The sequence below is a fragment of the Candidatus Nitrospira nitrificans genome (assembly GCF_001458775.1).
Taxonomy (GTDB): domain Bacteria; phylum Nitrospirota; class Nitrospiria; order Nitrospirales; family Nitrospiraceae; genus Nitrospira_D; species Nitrospira_D nitrificans.
In genome coordinates, this window is the sequence record NZ_CZPZ01000018.1 from 1 (window position 1) to 19,212 (window position 19,212).

The 19,212-nt window shown below is 57.8% G+C and carries 19 protein-coding genes, 1 other RNA gene and 1 pseudogene; 11 read left to right on the plus strand and 10 right to left on the minus strand.

Going from position 1 to position 19,212, the window contains the following annotated elements; translation table 11 throughout:
• Positions 1–59: 59 nt before the first annotated feature.
• The 4 genes from COMA2_RS11820 to ssrA all read left to right on the plus strand — a co-directional run bounded on the left by COMA2_RS11820 (position 60) and on the right by ssrA (position 2,412).
• A complete protein-coding gene (locus COMA2_RS11820; protein ID WP_090898248.1) occupies positions 60–464 on the plus strand; it encodes an IS630 transposase-related protein in 405 nt (134 codons plus the stop codon).
• Entirely contained in the window at positions 430–888 is a 459-nt protein-coding gene (locus COMA2_RS11825; RefSeq protein WP_175304559.1) for a transposase, read from the plus strand. Before COMA2_RS11820 ends, COMA2_RS11825 begins: the two co-directional genes overlap by 35 nt.
• Positions 885–1,868, plus strand: a complete 984-nt coding sequence (locus COMA2_RS11830; RefSeq protein ID WP_090898254.1) for an NnrS family protein — start codon at positions 885–887, stop codon at positions 1,866–1,868. The genes COMA2_RS11825 and COMA2_RS11830 overlap by 4 nt, the downstream gene beginning before the upstream one ends.
• A gap of 196 nt (positions 1,869–2,064) precedes the next feature.
• Positions 2,065–2,412: a transfer-messenger RNA gene (ssrA, locus tag COMA2_RS11835) on the plus strand.
• Positions 2,413–2,737: 325 nt separating this feature from the next.
• Here ssrA and mrtJ read toward each other — a convergent pair.
• From mrtJ to COMA2_RS21325, 3 genes are all read right to left on the minus strand, one after another.
• Positions 2,738–3,214 carry a JDVT-CTERM system glutamic-type intramembrane protease MrtJ gene (gene mrtJ, locus COMA2_RS20220; protein ID WP_175304561.1) on the minus strand — a complete coding sequence of 159 codons (477 nt, stop codon included), beginning with the start codon at positions 3,212–3,214 and terminating at the stop codon, positions 2,738–2,740.
• Between the two features lie 104 nt (positions 3,215–3,318).
• A complete protein-coding gene (locus tag COMA2_RS20910; RefSeq protein ID WP_175304562.1) occupies positions 3,319–5,631 on the minus strand; it encodes a S8 family serine peptidase in 2,313 nt (770 codons plus the stop codon).
• A 4-nt stretch (positions 5,632–5,635) separates the two neighbouring features.
• Entirely contained in the window at positions 5,636–6,022 is a 387-nt protein-coding gene (locus COMA2_RS21325) for a S8 family serine peptidase (RefSeq protein WP_407919013.1), read from the minus strand.
• 63 nt (positions 6,023–6,085) lie between these two features.
• Between COMA2_RS21325 and COMA2_RS11855 the strand changes: the two genes are divergently transcribed.
• The 3 genes from COMA2_RS11855 (at position 6,086) to COMA2_RS11865 (ending at position 9,800) form a co-directional block, all read left to right on the plus strand.
• Positions 6,086–6,388, plus strand: coding sequence for a hypothetical protein (locus tag COMA2_RS11855; protein ID WP_090898266.1), 303 nt, complete (start codon positions 6,086–6,088; stop codon positions 6,386–6,388).
• A gap of 615 nt (positions 6,389–7,003) precedes the next feature.
• Complete coding sequence (locus COMA2_RS11860; protein ID WP_139077309.1) at positions 7,004–7,558, plus strand: DUF4124 domain-containing protein; 555 nt, start codon at positions 7,004–7,006, stop codon at positions 7,556–7,558.
• A gap of 10 nt (positions 7,559–7,568) precedes the next feature.
• Positions 7,569–9,800, plus strand: coding sequence for a WD40 repeat domain-containing protein (locus COMA2_RS11865; protein WP_090898271.1), 2,232 nt, complete (start codon positions 7,569–7,571; stop codon positions 9,798–9,800).
• Positions 9,801–10,172: 372 nt separating this feature from the next.
• Here COMA2_RS11865 and COMA2_RS11870 read toward each other — a convergent pair whose 3' ends face one another.
• The 6 genes and pseudogenes from COMA2_RS11870 to COMA2_RS11895 all read right to left on the minus strand — a co-directional run bounded on the left by COMA2_RS11870 (position 10,173) and on the right by COMA2_RS11895 (position 13,315).
• Positions 10,173–10,763 carry a DUF2269 family protein gene (locus COMA2_RS11870; protein WP_090898273.1) on the minus strand — a complete coding sequence of 197 codons (591 nt, stop codon included), beginning with the start codon at positions 10,761–10,763 and terminating at the stop codon, positions 10,173–10,175.
• 75 nt (positions 10,764–10,838) lie between these two features.
• Complete coding sequence (locus COMA2_RS11875; protein WP_090898276.1) at positions 10,839–11,315, minus strand: ferredoxin--NADP reductase; 477 nt, start codon at positions 11,313–11,315, stop codon at positions 10,839–10,841.
• Between the two features lie 52 nt (positions 11,316–11,367).
• Complete coding sequence (locus COMA2_RS11880; RefSeq protein ID WP_175304559.1) at positions 11,368–11,826, minus strand: transposase; 459 nt, start codon at positions 11,824–11,826, stop codon at positions 11,368–11,370.
• Positions 11,792–12,196: an IS630 transposase-related protein gene (locus COMA2_RS11885; RefSeq protein WP_090898248.1), complete on the minus strand. Its 405-nt coding sequence runs from the start codon at positions 12,194–12,196 to the stop codon at positions 11,792–11,794. Before COMA2_RS11885 ends, COMA2_RS11880 begins: the two co-directional genes overlap by 35 nt.
• A gap of 283 nt (positions 12,197–12,479) precedes the next feature.
• A pseudogene (locus COMA2_RS21115) lies at positions 12,480–12,914 on the minus strand (hypothetical protein); the annotation flags it as partial.
• 32 nt (positions 12,915–12,946) lie between these two features.
• On the minus strand, positions 12,947–13,315 hold the full coding sequence (locus COMA2_RS11895; protein ID WP_090898279.1) for an antibiotic biosynthesis monooxygenase family protein: 369 nt from the start codon (positions 13,313–13,315) through the stop codon (positions 12,947–12,949).
• Positions 13,316–13,409: 94 nt separating this feature from the next.
• Here COMA2_RS11895 and COMA2_RS11900 point away from each other — a divergent pair, with 94 nt between their 5' ends.
• From COMA2_RS11900 to COMA2_RS11915, 4 genes are all read left to right on the plus strand, one after another.
• A complete protein-coding gene (locus tag COMA2_RS11900) occupies positions 13,410–13,874 on the plus strand; it encodes a MarR family winged helix-turn-helix transcriptional regulator (RefSeq protein ID WP_090898282.1) in 465 nt (154 codons plus the stop codon).
• 282 nt (positions 13,875–14,156) lie between these two features.
• Positions 14,157–16,163, plus strand: coding sequence for a DNA topoisomerase VI subunit B (locus COMA2_RS11905; RefSeq protein ID WP_245630986.1), 2,007 nt, complete (start codon positions 14,157–14,159; stop codon positions 16,161–16,163).
• A 6-nt stretch (positions 16,164–16,169) separates the two neighbouring features.
• Positions 16,170–17,273: a DNA topoisomerase IV subunit A gene (locus COMA2_RS11910; RefSeq protein ID WP_090898284.1), complete on the plus strand. Its 1,104-nt coding sequence runs from the start codon at positions 16,170–16,172 to the stop codon at positions 17,271–17,273.
• A gap of 58 nt (positions 17,274–17,331) precedes the next feature.
• On the plus strand, positions 17,332–18,888 hold the full coding sequence (locus tag COMA2_RS11915) for a DEAD/DEAH box helicase (protein WP_090898287.1): 1,557 nt from the start codon (positions 17,332–17,334) through the stop codon (positions 18,886–18,888).
• A 20-nt stretch (positions 18,889–18,908) separates the two neighbouring features.
• Here COMA2_RS11915 and COMA2_RS11920 read toward each other — a convergent pair whose 3' ends face one another.
• On the minus strand, positions 18,909–19,205 hold the full coding sequence (locus tag COMA2_RS11920) for a DUF3817 domain-containing protein (RefSeq protein ID WP_090898290.1): 297 nt from the start codon (positions 19,203–19,205) through the stop codon (positions 18,909–18,911).
• Between the last annotated feature and the right edge of the window lie 7 nt (positions 19,206–19,212).

Sequence of the window (19,212 nt, forward strand, 5' to 3'; positions counted from 1 at the left end):
TATGGCTAAGCCCTCAATTACTGATCGCTATTGACGGTAGACATGTGCGATCCTGTGGGATGAGATGCTCAACAGATTTGCGCCAACGGGTTGTGGAGTTTGTTCGCGGTGGAGGCAGCAAGGCCGAAGCGGCTCGGCGGTTCAAGGTCGGTGAGGCGAGCGTGTACCGCTGGCTCAAGCCTGGCGGCCTGACGTACCAGCGTCCCGGCCCTCGCCGGGCCCGCAAGCTGGATTGGGAGCAGTTACGTCGGCATGTGGAGGCACAGCCCGATCAGACTCAAGCGGAACGGGCGCGGCAGTTCCAGGTCTCGCGGCACTGTATCTGGAACGCGCTGCGAAAATTGGGGGTGACCCGTAAAAAAAAGACTGGGCTATTCCGAACGCGACCCGCTCCGACGAAAACAGTTCCTCCGCCTTCGCGAGCGGTTCGTGCGCCGTGGCAAACACCCCGTGTACATCGATGAATGCGGGTTTGTGTCTTCGACGGCGCGGCGGCATGGATATGCGCCCAAAGGCCAGCGTGTGGACGGCCTGGTTTCCGGGCATCGACGGCCCCGCACGTCGCTCATCGCCGCTCGCATGGATGGGCGACTCGCCGAACCCTGTCTATTCGAAGGCACCTGCGATACAACCGTCTTCAACGCCTGGCTGAAGACGCGGCTGTGCCCGCGTCTGAACGTCCACCATCTCGTGATCATGGACAACGCCGCATTTCATACCGCACCCGAAACAGCGCAGCTCATCGCAGCGACTGGCGCGACCCTGCTGTTTCTCGCGCCCTATTCTCCCGACCTCAATCCCATCGAGCATGACTTCGCCGCTCTCAAGAAGCGCCGCGAGTATCAGGACCAGACCACCCTCGACGACATCGTGAGAGGCTATCAATGATTGTGGGCTTAGCTATAACCGCCATGCCGAATTGGACGGACCGGATGCCGTTGCGGGGGGCGCCGCTCCTATTATTATTCCTGTTGTGGCTGGGGGGACGGCTCCTGATGGCTTTCCCATGGGCTGGAGCGGCGACAGCCGCCGTTGTGGACGGAGCCTTTTTGGTTCTCTTAGCGACCTATATCTGGCGAGAGATTGTAATAGCCGGTAGCTGGGACCGAACGCCGATCGGCATATTGGTCGGCTTGTATGCTTGTGCCAATATGTTTTTCCACGAGGCGGCGTTGCGTGGCGCGCCCACGGACTTCCCAGAGCGCTTCGCGCTGTCGGTCATGACGCTGATGTTGACCATCATCGGCGGACGCCTCACACCCACCTTTACCCGTGAGTTTTTGGCGGACAGGAACATTGCAAAGCTGCCGGCAGTGTTTTCTCCGGTGGATGGCGTCGCGATTGTCTCGGTCCTCGTGGGAGTCATCGCGTGGGTTCTCCAACCGGAGAGCGCGTGGGCAGGAGTCATGTTGATGGTAGCCGGCATGGCAAGTGTGGCGCGCCTAGTGCGTTGGGGAGGGTGGCGGACCTGGCGCGAACCGCTCGTGCTGGTCCTGCATGTAGGCTATCTTTGGGTTGGGCTGTATTTACTGGCTCTCGGCGCGTCGATTCTAGGATTTGGGTTCACGACGGCGAATGCGGTTCATGTCCTCACCACCGGCGCGATGGGTACGATGACACTCGCGGTGATGACCCGTGCGAGCCTCGGCCACACAGGGCGGCCCCGGCATGCCGGCCGGCTCACCGTGGCCATGTACGTTCTGATCAATGTCGGGGCGCTTCTGCGAATCCTTGCTCCGAATCCCGATGTCCCCACAGCCCTGACTCATGCGATGCTCGGCCTGTCGGCACTGGGGTGGGGTGGGGCGTACCTGCTCTTTGCGCTGCACTATGGACGATACCTGATCCGTCCGAGTCTCGATGAATAGGGACTTCATGCGGATAATAACCGGGATCCTCGAAAAGAGGTTTCGGACAGACAAGTGGCGTCCCATTGACCAGTGCGGTATGATGAGTATCTAGAATGTACGTCGTTCGGTGAAACGTGAAGCATATCTCGCAGGAAGTTCGTCCTATTTCGCGCTTCACGAATGACGAGAGGACGCTTCAGCACATACAAAGAAAGGGGGCGACCGGTTTCGACGGGGATACTGAGGTCACTGTCGCATGTCGAGCTCTCGGGGACTCGTAACCCTCCGGGAAAATGCAACTGCCAATCAAGAACTGGCACTCGCAGCTTAATTAACTGCGACGTTCTTCCATCTGATGCCCGCGGGGGTGGAAGAGCGCGATGCAGCGGGCTGGTCCAAGGCTGGTGCTCAGCGGCTGAGGACGAGAACTTTCTGGGCTAGTGGCTGTTCTAAGCCGGTCGACAGGCGTGGATGGCCGCGAAACTTAAATTGTCGGCTACACATGTAGACACAGTGCACTGACGATCTTCGGACAGGGGTTCAACTCCCCTCGCCTCCACCATACCAACCTTCGGTTGAGCCGGCGCCTCTTTATCGCTGTATCGTGATTGAGGGCGCCGGATAAAATTCTCCAGTGTTTCTTTTTCTTCATGTGACGCCGCATGTCGTGCGTGTCGCCGGCTTCTTGATCGCCATATCGTCATTGAGGCTGGCGGAGAGAGTTTTCAACCTCGCTATAGTTAACTCTTCGGTTGACCCGCAGGCACTGTTTTGTTTTATCGAATTGATGCCCGCGGGTAAACGCCTCTAGTACCGGGTTTCTCGACATGCCATCGAATACGCGCCTGGTACCGGCCTCATCGGAGAGAGTCCGAATGAGAAGCGCTTTATTTGGAAATCGGAAGGATGGCGCCACCGACGAGAAGAACGTAACCGGTGTTATAGAAGACATGCAGAGCGATGGAGGGGTACAGGGATCCAAAGCGCTCTCGTATGAAGCCGAAACAGAGAGAAGGAGCAAACACGAGTAAAGACCATGGGATGGAATGGCAGGCCAGATGGGCCAATACGAATAGCAGAGACACCACGAGGTTGGCCATGGATAGGCCGATCCATGTTTTCCGTCCCCACCTGGTTTGCAGGACCTGTCCTTGAATGACGCCGCGGAACAGCAACTCTTCGAACAGAGGTTGCCACAGGGCGACGGAGAGAAATGCCGCTGACCATATGGCATGCCAAGGCTGCGGTTGAGGCGCAAAGAACCGGATCATGGCAAGCCATGCCAGCGGACCAAGAGCCGACAACAAGAGAAATACAGAGTCCCGATGAAAGGGGAAATGATGTTGAAGGCCCAGGAGCGCCATGACTTGGCCTGAGCCCCTGGGTCGCGGGAAGACACCGGAGAGGAAGCCTTGGGCGGGATCCAAGTTCCGTTGGGACGATATTTCTCGCGCTCCGAAGTTCAAGCTCAATGGCGCCTTGCCCTCCACAATAAGACAATCAGAGACATGAAAAACATGGCGGGTAATAACAGATCTCCGGTTGCGCCGGGGGCGAGCGTACAGCCTCCTCCGCCCGCGCTCGCTGCCGGCGGGGGTGGCGCGATGTCGAATGTCGCAGTGACAGTCGCGTCTTGAGTAAGCGAGCAGGGGCCGGTTCCTGTGCAATCTCCGCTCCATCCTCCGAAGATGGACCCGCTATCGGGTGTTGCGGAAAGGTTGACAGTGCCGCCTTGAGGGAACTCTCCATTGCATGTCGCTCCGCAATTGATCCCAGAGGACGTGGATGTCACCGTGCCGGTGCCGGCACCGGCCTTGGCGACGGTGACGGTGAAATTCGCCGCCACGCTGGCCAATGCGGCGCGGGCATTGATACGGCCACCGGTCGACACTTTTCCACTCAATGCCGCCTTCCGATCTACCGTGTTCAGGATTGAGTTCCTCAGTTGGGTTACGGTGAGGTTCGGATTAACCGAGAGCAGCAATCCAGCGAGTCCTGCCACATGAGGGGTGGCCATCGAAGTGCCCTGAAAAAACTGATAGTCCGTGATTCCCGACGGCGGGCCTGACACGCAGGCGATGCGGACATTGTCCAAATACGCGCCATCGAAGACCTGGCTTTCGTTTGACATGAATCGAAAGCGAAAGCGTGAGTCAGCCATGCCATCGGCGATGTCTCCCCAGGTGATGGGAACGAATTGGGCATTGCTGCTTCCTGAGAGTCCGTTCATGATCTGCCAACTGGTCCCGCTGTCTCTGGATATTTCTATAAGAACTCCGTCGGTATCCAGCTCGGTTTGCAGGCGAACGCGGCTGTCCAATCGGCAGCCTCTCTGTCCCGTGGTACTGAACACCGGCCCCATCGCGAAGGAATCGGTGTCGTTCTGATAGCTTCCGGTCGGGCTGTCGGTCAGACTGTTCGGTTGACTGAATGACGTGGAATTGGTGAATCCCCAGGTGCCGGTGGTTCCCCCGAAGACGTATCCGAGTCCGGTCGGACCGGAGTCATAGTTATGAAAAAGGACAGTCGTCATGTTCGATGTGGGCCTTGTGCTGTTGATGTGGACTCCCGGCGCAGCCACCTGGACGGTCGTGGACCCAAAATTCGAGAAGGTCGCCAATTGATCATGTTGGTCGGTGGCCGCTACCGCGATCACGTTGGCCAGCGCGGCCTTCTGGTGTCCGGCACACACTGAGGGAGCGCTGAAATTGGAAGGAAAGTTCGGCGTGTTATCGTTGTCGTCGCCGATCCCATCATCTCCACCGTTGCCTGCCGCGGCAACAAAAAGCACCCCCGCCGCATTCGCGGCATTCACCGCATCATAGAAGGCCAGGCTGCATTCAGGTCCGATAAAGCTCGCGTTAATCACGCGCGCGCCTTTAGCAATAGCATAGTGGATTGCGCTGATGATGGCGGTGGTGGATAAGGATCGGTCCACCCCTCCGGCTTTCAACGCCATTAGCTTTGCGGTCCACATGACCCCTGTGATTCCGGTTCCGTTGTTCCCGGCTCCCGCGATGGTCCCTGCGACGTGGGTGCCATGTCCCTCGTTCCCTCCGAGATTGAGATCGACAGGGTCCATCGGGTCACTGTCGTTCATGTGAAAATCCCACCCCCGCACATCGTCGACCAATCCATTTCCATCGTCATCCACGCCATTTCCGTCAATCTCTCCAGGATTCGTCCAGATATTGGGGGCGAGATCCGGATGGTCGTAGGCAATGCCGGAGTCAATGACGGCGATAATCACGTTCGAACTTCCCGTACTGATATCCCAGGCTTCAGGCGCGTCAATATCGGCATCTGCCCTTCCCGCCGTTCCGTTCACGGCTTGGCCTGTGTTATGGAGACCCCATAATGTGCCGAACTGCGCATCAGTGGGAATGGCTTGCAGCGAGTAGAGATAGTTTGGCTCGGCATATTCAACGGTGGGGTTACTTCGGTACTTCAAGACCGCGTCCTCCACCGACAACGCGCTTTCCAGTTTGTACCGGTGCACCACCGCGGAATTCACCGAGAGCGCTCTGAGTTCTTTGGCGCGCATATCGGCATTCAACGACTTGATTCCCGATAAGGATGCCTCATCCCTGAACTTGACGAGCACCTCCCCTGGGACATAGTGCGCAGGGCGACGTATGTCTCCTGATAACGCCGTCATTCCACCGGATGTCTGTTTTTGTTTCGCATGAACCAAGCGATCTCCGAGCATAAGTTCTGACAATGCGACCACGGCCGCAGTGATACTTACAATGGCCCCGACCCAACAGAGCACAATTTTCATCACACTACTTCTGTGTTTCGTACCGATAATTGGACTCTGCATACTCGACCTCCGGATATGAAGCGAATTGGGCGATCACGGATTCAACCGACCGGTCGTGCAAGATTCTGACGTGATACAGACGCCCTCGCTGGATTTCGGTAATCACCTCGGTTCGACTCTCCGTTAGAAGCGACATGATCCGCTCTTGTGAAATCCCATCCTTGAATTTGACCAACACTTCATACGGGGCGAACCGTTTTGCGGGAGGTTTCGTAGGTCGTGCGAAGGTATGTGGTTCTGTCAGATGTTGGTTTGTTGCATCACAGGATACGGACAACCAAACAGCCGACACACACATCGTGAGCGTCAGAAGTTGTGTCATGCGAGAGGGAGCGGGCAAGCAAGTCATCGCGTTCTCTGTCGCTAGCGGGGGCTATCACATCGGCCGATCCGATCGGATCGATTACATGTAATGGAACGAGTGGTAATTCATCCATCCCTCTTACGAGGGAGAAAGCTGGTATTGAAAAGATTACTGATCGACGAATGTGTGAAGCAAGGAATTATTTCTCGATCGATGGTCCGGGTAAACCGAGTGTGTGTCGGCGCACATCATCTCGGCTTGGGGAAACCGTTCCAGATATCGTTGCTTGTTCTCGTTATGCGGTGGTGCATCGGGCGAAAGCTGAGTTGCCTCGCCTGGAAGATTCATGCGTTTCAACGCGAGTGGATTCTGCAGATGTACGGCATTCAGCGCCAGTCGGCTGAGGAGTAGAACGGTTGCGTCAGTTCGGCCTGAACACAGAGGGTACGTGCGATCCAAATGGTCGTACATTTCGCATCGTGAGCAGCACGGTCGTGCGAACATCTTGCATCAATGCGGACCACGTCCCGAACATTCTCACTGATCAACGCGGTTGCCATCGTTCACTTTTCTCTAGGGCAGGGGAAATGACATCCGACATCTGCGATGCGTTCATCAACACGATACCATTCGTTTCAGGCGATCGCCGGATGATGACTGTCGACCAAGGAATTCACCATACCACTTGACTGACTGCGCCGCGAAGCCTATCGTACCCTTGTGGGGGGAGTTAACGCCCCGAGGGAATATGGTTCATCAGGGGATCGAGCGCGAGGACGGTGTGCAGGACCAGCTTGTACTGGGAAGCCTAAACTCCTCCCAAGATCTCCGCCGTACCTAATCGTCCTCGGTTAGGTGCGTGCTCCTCCCACCTTAACCTTCACTCCTTCTTTTCATCCTCAACCCTGACCACCTTTTGGTTTTTGACTGAGAGCCGGCCGTGCGTCGAGCATCCGGCATAAGGGGGACCGCCTGCTATACTTTGGTCAATTGCCGCATCATTGAGGCACTGAGGTGTTCCACAACATGAAAGTCCTTATCCTGAGCCTAGTCAGCGGTCTCTTTTTGTGGCCGATGGTCGGGTCGGCGGAACTCTATAAATGGACCGATGAGCAGGGCAATTTTCATATTACCGATACCCCTCCTCCCGGGGCCAAAAAAGAGTCGACTACGCTCGTGGTTCCAGCTCCTCACTCCATCTTATCGAAGAAGGCCACAGTCCGGACGACCCCGCTCGGGCAACCCCAAGCAGAGGTTCAGCCGGTACCTGGTCCCTTAGTCCCTTCTCCCGCATACGAAGAAGTTCCAACTCAACGTCCGACGGAAGGGTTGAGTCCGAGCCAAGCAACGCTGACGAGTTCATGGCACATCTTCGACAGTACCCAGATGGATGCCAAAGCGTCCGTTCAGCGGTGGAAAGATGAACGGGGCCTTGACCATCTTGTTGATGTCTTGCCGGCGACTCCGGGTCACCCGGAAGCTGCTTCAAAGTTGGAAGACCTTGCTGCCCCGCACTCTACCCATAGGGCCAAGGCCCGGGCGACCGGTGTATCTCGTCCTCGCCATCAAGCGGCTGAATGAAGCGACGACCATGAATCGTTGGAAGCCATATACGCGGGTCTTGAGGATCCTACTTGCGGCCGTCCCCTTCCTTGCCACTTTCTCGATTCAGGATGCGGCTGGTTCCATCTCCAGGACTCCTACGGCATTCTCCGATGATGGGCGGCTGTTTTTGGTTCAGACGGATGAGCTGGTCGTCTGGGATCTTGAGACGAAGGCGCTTGTGGCGAAGATTCCGGGACTTCACTGCCGGCAGATCGCGTTGCTGAAACAGGACGGGTGGGTGCTGTGCGTGGAGCACAGCGTCACCATCTACGATTGGAAGAATCGAGCTTCCGTGGCCACGATTCCGCAGGAATCGCAGCAGCCCTATGGCCTGCTGGCCTACTCAAGCGAAACCGATCGGATGATTCTCCGGCACGGGAACGAGGCTGTGTCCGTCTGGCAGCTCGGGAAAAAACTGGTACCGCTCAAACATATTGCGCTGGAGGTCAAGAAAGACGTCCCGTCGGCGGTCGCCTCGCCCGATACGAAGTGGTTGGCGATTGCGCAAGGCCACACCATTCATCTGCATGACCTCACCGGCACAACCATCCGCGACCTCGTCATTGAGGGAGGAAAGCCTCGTGATCTGCTCTTTGCGCCCGACAGTTCTCGTTTAGCGGCGAGTGTGGGCAAGACGATTCTGCTGATCGATCCAGTGGAGGCGTCCATAGCCACGCGCGCCACGTTGACGAATGTTGAAGGAGCGCAGGGTCCTCTCACGCCCGAGGTCTTCTCGCGGGACGGTCGTCGCTTGGTGGCAGCCAATGGAGAATGGAGCTATGCGCTGTTCAATGCTGATACGGGCGAGCTGGTCACTTTGACCGAGTTCACCTATGCGGCGCCGGGGAGTGGGATGCGCTCACCGACACAGCTTCGTGCCGTCGACATTGCCGCCGATGCAGATCACTTGGTCGGGCAACCGGAGCATCTTCACACGTTACAGATCTGGGATCTACAGACCGGCATGATGTTGCCGGACCTGTGCGGAGAGGATTGCCGCAACAGGGCCCCTCGTGTTTCGGTACTCAAATGGTCGCCGACCGGCTCGAAAATCGTAGTCGGGATGCAGGGCGGTGCCAATCCGGATGTCGATGGCAAGATATCGGTTTGGGATGTTCCCTCACGTTCCCCGGAATTGGTGCTGGACCCCGGCCAACCGCAGGCGAAGGTATTGGCGAAACGATCGACTCCACCGACATTTATTACGACGACACCAGCTGTGCCGGCCTTCGTTCATGCTCAGGCCTTGCGCGCAGCGGGGACCTCGCCCAGCGCAAACCTGCTTGTCACGAGCGGCGACGACGGACTGTTGAAAATATGGGATCCGAGTCAGGGGACCCTCTTGCGTCAACTGGCATTGTCTGCTCCGGCCAATGCATTGGCGTTCAGCGCCGATGGCGTGATCTTGGCGGCGGGTACGCTGGAAGGAGAGGTACGCTTGTGGGAAACCGACACCTGGCGTGAATTTTCGCCCTATGCAAGCAAGCAAGGCCGGATCAACGCGCTGCAATTCCTTCCAGGCAATCGATTGCTCGTGGTTGCAGGGGAGAGTCCCAAGGTTCCGGTCGTAGATCTCGTCACCCGAACGGTCGTGAAAGAGCTGGCGCATACCGGCCGCTCTCCGGCGTGCAATGGGACAAACTGTGAAAAAAACCTCGCTCTGCGTGGAGAAGTCGTCGACAGCCTGAGTTTTCTGGATGGAAGTTCGTTTCTCTTGACGATCTCGCAATCCGGTCGTGTCGTCTGGGACATTACGACCTGGCGCGAAGTTGAGAAGCCGGCCGGGATTCCGGCGGTCTGGTCCGGTCTGGGTTGGAAACAGTCCTTTGTCTGGACAACCACTCGTGCCGGTGATCCGAAAGCCTGGACCCTTGCTGTATGGGATGCCAAGCGCAATAGAGTCTTAGCGAGCTTGGATACCTTCACGAAGCGGGATACGGAAATCGATCATGGGCCGCCGGTCGCGTTAGGGACATCGATCGCCGTCGATCCCTCGCACCGATGGGCCGCCACCCGAGTCGGAGAACATATTTCAGTGTGGGATCTCTCAACGCAGGCAAAGCGAAAGACGTTTCATGTCAAAACTCCGTATCAACTGCATTGGACGAGCGACGGCAAACATTTGATCGTCGCCACGCTTGACCGAAAAATCCTCGTCTGGTCGGCCGAGACCATGGAGCCGGCGCACTATCTGCGGGATCCTTCCGTCGCTCGGTAGCCGTCCAATCAGAGTCCTTCGCGCGCTACCTATTCGCGCAGGGTGGTGATGCGAATCGAGGGATATCGATCGTTCATCAACTCATCGAGCTTGCCTTCGCCATTCAGCATCGAACTGTAGCACATGAGCGGGAAGTTGGCGGGTTCTCACTTCCGCAGTTGTTCGATACGTGCGCTGAGGTCATCCAGCGATCCGAGTCGTACGACACGCAGAGCTTTCCCGATCTTCCTCATAAGCATGATAAGCATGGACGATCCCATGAAAGTCGAGCACCTCACCGGCAATCTGGAAGGCATTTGGAACGGGCCGTTCGTGTAGAGCGACCTCCGCTGTGTACTGTGCCGTGTCAGCACAGGTCGCCTCTCTCGATCCTCAAGTTGTTTCCTCTTCGCCACCCCAGGGATAGATGCGCGGGATCGCGTAGTTCAACAGCGAAGCCACCGCGATCGCCAGCGCTGTTGCCGCAAAGAATTGCGTCCAGTCGTTCGGTCGCAGCGCGCCGAGCGACACGATCACCACAAGGATTGGGATATCCAGGAAATGTGTGAACGATGCGAGTCGTTCGCTGCGGGCGCGTGCGAGTTCAGAAGTCATTCGCTCCACCGCGAGGGCTTCCCTCGCGAGACGTCGTAGCCGCATGAAGTACATCCGCGTGATGGTGTTCCCCTCGATGAACTCGAAGGCAAAAAGAAGGACCATGCCGGCAAGCCATGGAACGGCGAGGAAGCTCCACCCGTTGTAGTAAGAGACGATCAACCAGGTTCCGCTTGCGAGCAAAAGCAGCGCACCCGGAACGACCAATCCGTCGTAGAAGACCGCGATCAGCGTCACCGCCTGCGCAAACAATTTCAGATCGCGCACCTGACGGGATCGTACGTCGGAGACAAAGACGCCGATCAGGCCGGCCGACATGAGCATCAGGCCGAGCAGATGCGCAAAGCGTAGCAGGAGATAGGTATTCATTTCCGGTTCTCTCTTCCTTCGTGTTGTTCGAGCACATTCAGCCGGTTTCTCTACCCTGGGGCGTCGCGCGTGCTATCAGTAGCCGGTGAATATCTCCGCATGCAGGTCCTCGCCCTTGACCCCAGCGCCTCTGAGGAGTGTTTCCATTGCGGAGACCATGGCGGGCGGTCCGGCGACATAGTAGACGGGCGTCGCGACATCGCCGACGTGTTTCACGATCATTTCTCGCGTGATGCGCCCTCGCTCCATGGGCCAATCCGTGCGAGTCCCGCCCGTTTCGGTCATCGTCGCGATCAGCTTGAATCGCGGGTTCCGCTTCGCGATCTCGATCAGTTCGCTAAGGAAGGCGGCCTCCTCGGGACTGCGGTTGCTGTAGAAAAGAAATAGACGGTGAGGAAGTCCGCGCTTCGTCGCGTCCAGGATCATACTCCGAAACGGCGTGACGCCAATCCCGCCCGCGAGAAAAACCGCCGGCCTCGCGGGGTCTTCGTGCAGCGATAGATCTCCGTAGGGTCCATCGATCTCGACGGCTGTCCCCAGGGGCAAGCCCATCAAGCCTCGCTTAAAACTCGTATCACGGGATCGTGTATAGCTAAGCCCACAATCATTGATAGCCTCTCACGATGTCGTCGAGGGTGGTCTGGTCCTGATACTCGCGGCGCTTCTTGAGAGCGGCGAAGTCATGCTCGATGGGATTGAGGTCGGGAGAATAGGGCGCGAGAAACAGCAGGGTCGCGCCAGTCGCTGCGATGAGCTGCGCTGTTTCGGGTGCGGTATGAAATGCGGCGTTGTCCATGATCACGAGATGGTGGACGTTCAGACGCGGGCACAGCCGCGTCTTCAGCCAGGCGTTGAAGACGGTTGTATCGCAGGTGCCTTCGAATAGACAGGGTTCGGCGAGTCGCCCATCCATGCGAGCGGCGATGAGCGACGTGCGGGGCCGTCGATGCCCGGAAACCAGGCCGTCCACACGCTGGCCTTTGGGCGCATATCCATGCCGCCGCGCCGTCGAAGACACAAACCCGCATTCATCGATGTACACGGGGTGTTTGCCACGGCGCACGAACCGCTCGCGAAGGCGGAGGAACTGTTTTCGTCGGAGCGGGTCGCGTTCGGAATAGCCCAGTCTTTTTTTTACGGGTCACCCCCAATTTTCGCAGCGCGTTCCAGATACAGTGCCGCGAGACCTGGAACTGCCGCGCCCGTTCCGCTTGAGTCTGATCGGGCTGTGCCTCCACATGCCGACGTAACTGCTCCCAATCCAGCTTGCGGGCCCGGCGAGGGCCGGGACGCTGGTACGTCAGGCCGCCAGGCTTGAGCCAGCGGTACACGCTCGCCTCACCGACCTTGAACCGCCGAGCCGCTTCGGCCTTGCTGCCTCCACCGCGAACAAACTCCACAACCCGTTGGCGCAAATCTGTTGAGCATCTCATCCCACAGGATCGCACATGTCTACCGTCAATAGCGATCAGTAATTGAGGGCTTAGCCATAGCGATCACCAGCTCCGGATCTTGCGGTGGGCTGGCGATAGAGAAGATTCTGACGCGTCCCTCGGCGTCGCTCTCTGCCGAGTTGGACAGTGTCACATAGACGGCCTGTCCGGCCAAGAACTCGAACTCGTCTGGCTTCTTCACATGGAATGTCACCGTGCCCTTCGCGACCTCGTCTCGGGCCACGAGGCTCGTCGAAAAAGCTTGCGCAGGCCGAAGAAAGCTTCTTCGCCTCCACCGCGTAAGGTTTAGGCCGTCGCGCATGCTCAGGCTCAATAGCGTGAGATTCGTGGCGCCCGCCACGAGTTCGAGCGTCTGCACTGCGTAGAAGGCCGTATCGAATTCTGCAGCGCGCGCCTTCGACGCAAGGAACAGCGCAGCAGGGATGAGAATCAAGATGCCGTTGGCGGCGATCAGCGGCATGCGCCGGAGTTTCCTACCGATGAGCCCAGTCCGCTGTCCCTTAGCCATGGCGAAGCCGGAGCCCCCTGTCGCCGCCAGCGCCGGAATCAGCACTAGGAATCCCCACGGGATGGCGGCTTTAACGGTGACCACCATCGGCGGAGAGCCAAATAGCTCACTGAGTACGGTCGAGAGCCAAAACGAGGCGATCGTTAGGATAGCGATTGCACCGGCGATGGGATGGATGATTTTGATCATGGCGTGCCCTCTCTTCATAGAAACTAGATGAGCTAGGCGACACAGATGCCTGGCACGGCGACCTTCTGGAACAAGTGTGGAGCGGCAATGGCCGACGACGGGTAGGCCGAAAGGTTCGACAGGAACTCCGGATGAGTAAACGCGGCCTGGAAGGCCGCAGTGGATTCCCAGACCGCATAGTTCAGATATGTCGTGCCGTCACCAATCGCACGGTGCAACTGGGTCGAGATAAAGCCCGACTGCCGCTTCATGAATGCCGCATCGTTCATCCAGATCTCTAGGAATTTTTGCTCGTCGGCCTTATCGAGTGTGAACACATTCACCAGCACGACGGGTGCGGCTTCGATCGCGAGCTGACGTTCGATCGGTAAATTCGGATCCAGTGGACGTAACAGAGACATGACAAGCCTCCTTGATTATGATAGATAATTTCGGTCGCATAAGATGCATGCTACATAAATGACATTATGATGTCAATTGAGCATCGGGAGGCATATGCACAAAGGTAAGCGAACACCGGTCGGAGAGGCGATGACTGAACTCATCCTCGACCTATTCCGACTCAACAACCGGCTATTAATCGCAGGAGATCGATTGGTGTCGGAACTCGGGCTGACAAGCGCCCGTTGGCAAATCCTAGGAGCCATCGTCGACGCCGAGCGACCAGAGCCGGTGGCGTGGCTCGCCCGGAATCTGGGTGCGAATCGTCAAAATGTGCAACGGATTGTTAACGACCTGAAGGATGAAGGGCTTGTCACATTCCAGGTAAACCCGCATCATCGTCGAGCGCAACTTGTTGTGCTCACGGACAAGGGGCAGCAGACGTTCGAGGCGGCTATGAGCTTGCAGGCCCCGTGGATCAACACCCTCTCGCAGGGGCTCGTGGTCCGGGACATCGAAACCACTCACCGGGTTCTCACGACGCTGCGGCGGAAACTTGAAAGCAGTGATGAGGTCTGAGCATGGAGTTCTGTGTAGGTCGGCATGGAAGCCCGGCGGTTTTGTGTGCCATCGGGCTTGAAACGTCTCGCTGTTGCAAACGACATTTCTCCCGTTTCAGGAAGTCATAAATTGATCATCATCTGCTACACACTTTCATCGCCCCATTGTTTCCTTGAAAGTTTTATGGTACCAACAGCGAACGTTTGTTTCACGAGAGGGTGAATGGCACAAAAGAAAGAGTCCGCCTCAGAGACTGAATCGACATCTTCCGCTCCTCGAACAAACTCTGAACCAGCCGCAATGAAGAAAGCCGCCGCCAAGCAGGCGGAGCGGGTGACTGCGATAGAGATGGGGGCGCGTCAGCGGGAAATCTCCGTCTCGGAATTTTTCACGAAGAACCGGCACCTGCTGGGCTTCGACAATCCGCGCAAGGCGTTGCTGACCTGCGTGAAAGAAGCCGTCGACAATGCGCTCGACGCCTGCGAAGAGGCCGGGATTCTTCCAGATGTGACGGTCAAGCTTGAGGTGGTGTCGAACGGCGAGCCGGTTGCGCCGAGCCAAGCGACCAGATTCCGCATCACGGTGACGGACAACGGCCCCGGCATCGTTCGCCAGCAGATTCCTCGGATCTTCGCGAAGCTGCTTTACGGGTCCAAATTCCATCGGTTGCGGATGAGCCGCGGACAGCAGGGCATCGGCATCTCCGCCGCCGGGATGTACGGGCAGCTGACGACCGGCAAGCCGGTCAAAATTATTTCCCGCATCGGTCCGAAGGCCGCCGCGCATTTCTTCGAAGTCCAGATCGACACGAAGAAGAACGAGCCGTTGGTGCATGAGAACAAGCAGATTGATTGGGAGCAGCCACGGGGCACGCAAGTCACGCTGGAGGTCGAAGGGAAATACCAGAAGGGGCGCGCCTCGGTCGATGAATGGCTGGAGCAGACATCAATCGCCAATCCGCATGTCAGACTCCTGTATCACACTCCCGAAGGGGAGATGAAAGAATACCCGCGCACCTATCACGAACTGCCGCCTCAACCTCGCGAGATCAAGCCCCATCCGTACGGCATCGAGTTCGGCATGTTGCTCAAGATGATGCAGGACACGAAGAGCCATACGCTGTCCGGCTTCCTGGCTACTGATTTTTGCCGGTTGTCCTCTCAGATGGCCGATGACATCTGCAAGGCGTCGAAGGTGTCGCCTGATGCCAAACCTCGCGAACTCAAGGGGCCTGTGGCGGAGACGCTGTATAAGACCTTACAAGACACAAAGATCATGGCGCCGCCGACCAATTGTATTTCACCGATCGGCGAGAAGGCGATTCTTTCAGGGCTCTATAAGCAGATCAAAGGGGAGTTTTACACGGCCGTCAGTCGGCCACCCGCCGTCTATCGCGGCAACCCGTTCATCATCGAAGCCGGACTTGCGTATGGGAACCGGCCACAAGACCAAAACAAGCCGCAACAGCCGGCCATGCCGAAGGCTGAAGGGGAGCATGAGGAGGAAGGTTCGGAGCTCGCCCGCGTGATCCGCTACGCGAATCGGGTGCCGCTGCTGTACCAGCAATCGGCCTGTTCGACGTTCAAGGCGGTCCTGAGCACAACCTGGAAAAACTATGGCTTAGCGCAGTCGCGCGGGGCGCTCCCCGGCGGACCGATGGTGATCTTCGTGCATATGGCATCGGTCTGGGTGCCGTTCACGAGCGAATCGAAGGAAGCGATCGCCGACTACGATGAGATCCAAAAAGAAATTACCCTGGCGCTTCGCGAGTGCGGCAGGCGGCTTGGCCTGTTCGTTCGGCGGCGCGAACGGGCGGCCAGCGAATTTCGACGACGTAATATCTTCGAACTGTATATCGAGGAAGTCGTCGAGGCGTGCAATCGGCTGAAGGGCGGCACGCTTCCGAAGCAAAAACTGAAAGAGCAGCTCCAGAAGATTGCCACCTCCCGCACGGGCGGTCAGAAAACCGATGAAGCGCTTGGGAAGACCGGCGGAGGACCTGAAGGCTTGCCGCATTCGATTATCGTGACGGCGGACGGAGTGGAAGGCGAAGCGGAATTGGCCACGCAAGTCGAGGCCGATCAGGCCGCGGCAGAGTCGGATTCGCTTGATGCCGGACGATCGACTGACGAGCCGGGCTCGAAGGGAACATCCACCAAGGAGACGGCCGCGAAAACGGCGCCGAAGAAGACAGCCGGACAATCGGACCAGATCGCGCTCTTTGCCGGACAGCCCGTGGTAAAGAAGACGGTAGGTGGAAAATCTCCCAAGCGGGCGAAGACCTCAGGGCCGCGCAAACCGAAATAGGACAGCATGACGACCAAGACAAAGAAAACCACGCCGGTCGAAAAGAAGCTGATCAGCTTGGCCGATATTGTGATCCAAGCGGCCGATCGATCGAAAGACCCGACGTTTCAGATTCCCATCCGCGCGCTCTCGAACGTGTCCTTCAATGAGCGGAAGGGGCTGATCGAGATGGGGAGTAAGAAGCAGGAGCGGTCGTTTTTCAACGTAGGCATGGCGAAGAAATTCATGCAGACGGTGTTGGTGGCGGATGCCCTCTCCGAATTGCAGCGAGCCGATCTGACCACCTCGCTTCGAGAAATTTACTACCGCACGAAACATACGATCAGAGACTCTCACGAGAATACATTCGATACGCAGGATGAATCCGATCCCGTGATCGAGGATCTCGAAGTGTCCCTTGCCGCGCTCCGGGAGGAGCTGCATGTGCGGGCGGAAAATAGCGGCAGCATTGTCGGGCCGGTGGTCTTCGGCGACGACGGCGATCGCGTCGATTGTGCCAAGCTGGGGAAGGGCGGGTATTCGGTGCCGTCGATCGTGGAGCCGGAGTATCTGGAGATCCGGCGCTGTACGGCGGACTTCGTGCTGCTCGTGGAAAAAGGCACCCAGTGGAACCGGTTGTCCGAAGATAAGTTCTGGCGACGCTATAACTGTGTGTTGCTCACGGGCAACGGCCAGCCCCCGCGAGGCGTTCGGCGCCTGGCGCGGCGGCTCCATGAAGAATACAAACTGCCGGTGTATGTCTTGGTGGATAATGATCCGTGGGGATACTATATCTATTCCGTCATCAAGCAGGGCTCGATCAATCTCGCGTTCGAAAGCCAGCGGATGGCGATTCCAAAAGCCAAGTTCATGGGCTTGTCCAGCGCCGATCCGGAGCGATACGAGCTGCCGCGCAATGTCGGGATCAAATTGAACGACAAAGACATCGCGCGCGCGAAAGAATTGATGAACTATGAGTGGTTCAAGAAGCCGGCTTGGCAGGCGGAAATCAAGCGCATGCTCGCGAGCGGATTGAAGTACGAACTCGACGCGCTGGCCAATAAGGATTTTCAGTATCTGACGAAGAAGTATCTGCCGAGGAAGCTCAAAGAAAAAGATTGGCTGGACTAAACGGCCTCCTATCCGTGCCATCATTGAGCCACCAACAGTCCGCTCGCACGAATCGGCCATGAAGACCTTGCCTGCCTGGACGGCGACGCTTCGCGATTGGCAGAGCCGCGCGCTCTCGGCCGTCCGTGCCCATCAGACCAAAGATTTTCTGGCGATGGCGACTCCGGCCGCGGGGAAAACGCGGTTTGCCTTGCGCGTGGCGCACGAATATCTGGCGAAACAGGCCGCGGCCCGGGTGCTGGTCGTCTGCCCGACGAATCACCTTCGCACGCAATGGTCGTCCGCCGCGGGCAAGATCGGCGTGCAGCTTGATCCGGCCCTGACCAACGAACAGGCCGCTGAAGCGCCGGACTATCACGGGGCCGTGGTCACCTATCAACAAGTGTGTCTGGCTCCGGCGATCTTTCAGCAGGTCAGCAAGAGCAAGAAGACGCTGCTCATCTTTGACGAGTTGCACCACGCCGGCGACGGCAAGAATTGGGGAAAGGCGCTGCGTACCGCCTTCGAGCCGGCGGTCTTCCGACTGATTCTGTCCGGCACGCCGTTTCGCTCGGACAACAACCCGATCCCGTTTATTCGATATGATCAAGGAGAAAGCCGGGCGGATTTCGCCTACGGGTACACCGACGCGATCCGCGACAATGTCTGCCGGCCCATTGTCTTTCCGAGCTACGAAGGCGAGCTGAGTTGGCTGTCGGAAGGCCGCGAGCATCATGCGACGTTTGAAGACGGGCTGAAGTTCAACCGGCAGCGAGAGCGGCTGAAGACGGCGCTCTTGCAGGAAACCTGGCTTGGTCCGGTCATTACCGATGCCCATGCGCAACTGACTCGGCTTCGGAAACAGGAGCAATCGGATGCCGGTGGGCTGATTGTGTGCATGGATCAGGACCATGCTCGCTGGGTTGCGGAGCTGGTCGCGCGTATGACCGGAACGAAAGCCGCGGTGGCGGTCTCAGACGATCCCGCAGCCTCGCGCACGATCGAGGAGTTTGCCGGGCACAAGACACAGCAGTGGCTGGTGGCGGTGAATATGGTGAGTGAAGGTGTAGACATTCCGCGGCTTCGCGTCGGCGTCTATGGGACGAACGTGATCACGGAGATGTATTTCCGGCAGGTGGTCGGCCGCTTCGTGCGGATGCAGGAGGGTTTGCCCACACCGCAACGGGCCTGGCTCTATCTGCCCAAAGATCCGGTGCTGGTGCATTATGCCAAACAGATCAAGGCGGAACGCGATCATGTGTTGGAAGACATCATGTCGGCCGGGCAACGGGACCTCTTCGGTCGCGTGACAGTTTCGACCAACGAATACATGCCGTTGATGGCCGTGGCCAGAATGGATAGCCTGATCGGCGAAGAGGAAACGCGAACGGAAGGCGGTGTGGTTGCCTCTGAACCGGCGGTCTCACTCCATGAGCAGAAACAAGATCTGCGGGATCTCCACCGGTTGCTGGTCACCAGTCTTGCGAGAACGAGTGGAATCGATCATCGAAGGCTCAACGCGGAACTCATCGCGCGCACCGGCAGCCGCGTCGATCAGGCGACGACGGATCAGCTTCGGAAACGCATTCAACTGCTGGAGCGATGGAAAGAGCGGGGGTATGACGGGAAGCGGTGAGATGTTTTCGGGATAGCAGATCAGTTCGTGGCGGCTTCTTTCTCACGCAGGTGTTTGTCGAAGATGAACGGTCCAAACGGGAGAAGAGAAGCCAGAAAGGCGGCGAATGAAAACCGGTTGTCCCATTGATGGGGGGATCGTAACGTAACTAACTGGGCGACGTAGGCCAGGAACAGGATTCCGTGAATCGCCCCCACGACGGTTACCACTCTCGGCATCCCCATCACATACTTCATCGGCATCGCGACGAATAGCAGCAGAAGAAATGAACTCCCTTCGGCTAAGGCGGTCATTCTAAATCTTCGAATTTGCCCCATCTGTATT